The following is a 3,729-nucleotide window of genomic DNA, read 5'->3' as shown; positions in this document are numbered from 1 at the left end:
CAAATTAAACTGCCATTATCAAAATTGGATTTATTTCATTCAGACCGAGGCAAAGAGTTTGATAATCGGTTATTAGAGGCGTGTTTTAAGACATTTAATATCACGCATTCATTAAGCAAGAAAGGGGGTCCATATGACAATGCGGTAGCGGAAGCGACATTTAAAACAATTAAAACGGAATTTGTAAAAGGCCAACGTTTCAACTCAACGGCTGAATTACAACGCGCTTTTTCGGCTTATGCTTATTGGTATAATCATAAACGATTACATTCTTCGTTAGGCTACTTGCCTCCCGTTGAATTTAAAAAACACTTACCCCTTAATTTTTTTGTTTGAAAATGTGTTGCCATTCCATACGATCATTTTCTTCCTGTATGCGGTCTTTATAAAGGTAATTATTACAACTTTTTAGTAAAAATATAATTAGTGCGCTACTGATGAGTAATGCAATGATGGTTAGTTTTTTTGTCATTATAGCTCCTTGTTTATTAAGATTATTTTGTTGCGGTGGTGATATCGTTTACCAACGATTCGACCCAGTTAATAACTTGATACTGATAAGAGAGCAGATAAGGAAAGACCGCATTACCATCGCTGTCGGTTTTTCCTTCTGGCCAATATTGAATTGCGCAAATCACTTCAAACTCACCATTTACTCGACCTAATAGCTGGTTAATTCCAAATAAGCCTACATCAGGTGCTTTAGGCTTAGATGATGTTGTATCGGTATTAGTATCGGTATTAGTATCGGTATTAGTATCGGTTTGGGTGGTGTCTTTGTCTTCTTCATAAGGATCTGATTTCACTGTTATATCAATGGTGTGTTGCATTTTATACCAAGTTTCTAATGCTTGATTTTGTTTATCGGGGTCAGCTTGCAAATATTTATAAGTTTCTATTTTTTTATTCCTGACCATATTTTTATGCACTGGTTTAAAACATTTGGTATTACATTGAATTGGCTGAACAATTAATTCTTTTTCGCCATCACTAATCTGCAAAATAGTCTCTAATTGCTCACCGCGATGGCGGATGGTGATCTCGCCTTCAAATGCGGCTTTATTCTTAACAAAATCGGGTAACTGCATCACTAAATGTAACTTGTACTGAGGCGAGTTTGGGGTTTGTTCTATGATATCAATGATTTCGCTTATATCATCCGATCCCCAGACTATGCCATTTATGCCGTTGACTTTATAGGGTGGTGCTTCGTTTTTATTGTTTTTGCCTTCTTCAAGCAGTTCACGAATGGGCACCTCGTAATGCGCAGTTCGGCAAGTTCCTTTGCGCGAAGCAAGGTAAAAATCCTGTTCGGATAAGTAGTTGCCTGTATCACTAATGGGATAAGGCGGATATAAGTCATTGCGAGCAAATTTACCAAAAATTGAGCGGTTGATCCATTTGTCCATTTCGTCCCAGTTACTGCCGTCGTCATAAGTACCAAATAGAAAATTGATCACAAATGGGGCTAAAAACAGCACGATTGTCCACGGGGCGGCAATGCCCAATACCATGCCAAGCCCTGCTGCGGCAAAGCCAATGGTTGAGTTTATCATAAACCCTACCGCGCCAGGATCACCACGGGTTACGGCATTCATTGAGCGACATAGATCACCAAAACTGTCGATTATGGCAATCGTTTTTGCCGCATAACCTAATATTTTGCCAGCTTTACCAATTTTACCAAGTAAATCGGTAAGTGTTTTGTCACGCTCGCAAAACAGTGCTTTTAGTTTTATGCCATCAAGAATGGCATAAGAAGCAGTTAAAGCGATATCAAGATAGGTTCTTAATAATGCTCTTGAAACTTTGTCGATAAATGCTGAATCGGTTAATGTATTCAAATTAGTTTTCAAACCACTAATTTGTAGATATTGATAAGCAAGCGTAAAGACATTCATCGCACTAGATACTGACGTATCATACACCGCAGTTCGCCATTTTTCTTTTGCCTGATATTTAGCCGCGTTTAGCTCTTCATATTTGACCACGTTGGCATCTTTGAATTTATCTACATTAGTATTACCTCGACTAGTGGTCATTGATTGTTCAAACATTGTCCGTTCTGTTTCATTGCTAAATGTCAGTAACATATCTAATTCAACAAATGTATTTTTTGCCTTAGTTATGTCTCGTTTTTTAAGTCTAAATCTTTCTTGCGTTGACGAATAGTTCCCGCGAATACGAGTGCCATCGGTGGTTATTAGATTGCCATTATTACTTTGGGCGTACACAACCTGCGCTGAGCTACCAAGATTATCTAAAAAATGTTGTAGATTTGATACTGGCACTTTTACTTTATATTGTTTATGAGTTGCCGTTGAAAACATATTCATCGCTTTAATTAAGTGAGTATCGACCACTTCGGTTTTAAGGTCATAGGTATTATTATTAGAAAGGTTTTTGGCGATATTACTCATTGATAATTTGATCAGTTCTTCTTTTATATAAGCCCCAACTGTCACATTACCGTTAAGCTTTAAATTGCATATTTGTTTGATTCTTTTGATATTCTTTTTAGCACCCGACAAAGGATTATTGACTTTGGTGTTTCCTTTTGTTATTCCTTTACCGCGATTAGCTAAAATCTTTTTGACCTCTTGCGTTAACTGCTTGTCAGTTTCGGGAATATTTCCTGATGCAACATTAAACAGTGAATAAGCACCTTTATAGCCCTCAATTAAATAATGATAAATACTTTTTTGATTGTTTATCAGCATTGACCACAGATTGGCTTGTTTATCTAAATAAAAGTTGCCGACAGAATCATTATCTAAAATAATCAACAAACTGGATAGCAATAGAATATGTTGGTCAGAGGTATCGGGATCGCATTCGGTTAACCAAAAATGGACGGTGTTTTGCTCGCCAAACAACCATAATAGATATGTCAAATAATCTTCTGATACCTGTTTAACATAGTTTAATAAATTTTGGTGAAGGGTTTTATCTAACGTTTTATATTTGGCTATTGATTCGTTATTAAGGCGCTTTGATTCTTTGCTGTTCCAGCTTTGGTTTCTTTTCCATTCGGCAACTTTGTCTTTAGCATTGAGATAGTTGACAACCACAACATCATAACCTTCTATTGTGCGTAATTTTTTCTTTTCTTGATAAATAGCTAAAATCTCTTTTTTTTGCGCATCTGAAATATTAATAAGTTTATAATCGCCTAGTGGGGGAGCATCATTTACGCGAGCACCATTTATACTGATCTCACTGATAAATCTAAAATAAAAAAAACGAGCAACCTCATTTGTATATAATTTACATGCTGATATAGGTATTGCAAATTTATTTTCGATCGCAAATTCAGTATCACCCACCACATCTAATACATAAATTTTATCCAATAAGTTGGTATGTCCACACTTTTTAGTACCAAAAAGATAAGGTCATCGATTTCTTTTGTATTCAATCGGCGACTGGTAATTTAATGTTGAATGAAGTCGATTATAATTAAACCAATCCACATAGTGATTAAATTCCAATTTAAGTTGCGCCAGTGAATCAAAAATAGTATTTGACACAAATTCTGTTTTCACTGCTTTGAATGTGCTTTCTGCAATTGCGTTATCATAGGGGCAGCCTTTGCGACTTAAAGACCGTTTAATTCCAAATGCTGTTAAACATTCATCAATCAAATGATTATCAAACTCTTTTCCTCTATCAGAATGAAACAACTCAATCGTCTGTAAGTTCATTGGAATTTGACTCATAGCTTGCATG

The 3,729-nt window shown here is 35.9% G+C and carries 4 protein-coding genes; 1 reads left to right on the top strand and 3 read right to left on the bottom strand.

All coding sequences use genetic code 11. The features are described from left to right. A partial coding sequence (locus A9G38_RS08120; RefSeq protein WP_141671665.1) for an integrase core domain-containing protein occupies positions 1-336 on the top strand: 336 nt, incomplete at its 5' end. Here A9G38_RS08120 and A9G38_RS12295 read toward each other — a convergent pair. From A9G38_RS12295 to A9G38_RS08110, 3 genes are all read right to left on the bottom strand, one after another. Continuing rightward, the gene (locus A9G38_RS12295) at positions 320-472 is read right to left on the bottom strand and encodes a hypothetical protein (RefSeq protein WP_155266145.1); all 153 of its coding nucleotides are present in this window, start codon (positions 470-472) and stop codon (positions 320-322) included. The genes A9G38_RS08120 and A9G38_RS12295 overlap by 17 nt on opposite strands. Before the next feature lie 22 nt (positions 473-494). Then, positions 495-3,353: a hypothetical protein gene (locus A9G38_RS08115; RefSeq protein WP_034915683.1), complete on the bottom strand. Its 2,859-nt coding sequence runs from the start codon at positions 3,351-3,353 to the stop codon at positions 495-497. 42 nt (positions 3,354-3,395) lie between these two features. Beyond that, positions 3,396-3,729, bottom strand: a 334-nt coding sequence (locus A9G38_RS08110) for an IS3 family transposase (protein WP_065623264.1), incomplete at its 5' end; no start/stop codon positions are given.

The sequence above is a fragment of the Gilliamella sp. Imp1-1 genome, from assembly GCF_001690415.1.
Taxonomy (GTDB): Bacteria; Pseudomonadota; Gammaproteobacteria; order Enterobacterales; family Orbaceae; genus Gilliamella; species Gilliamella bombi.
The sequence above is the reverse complement of the archived record's forward strand: the minus strand, read 5'-3'. Positions and strand labels throughout refer to the sequence as shown.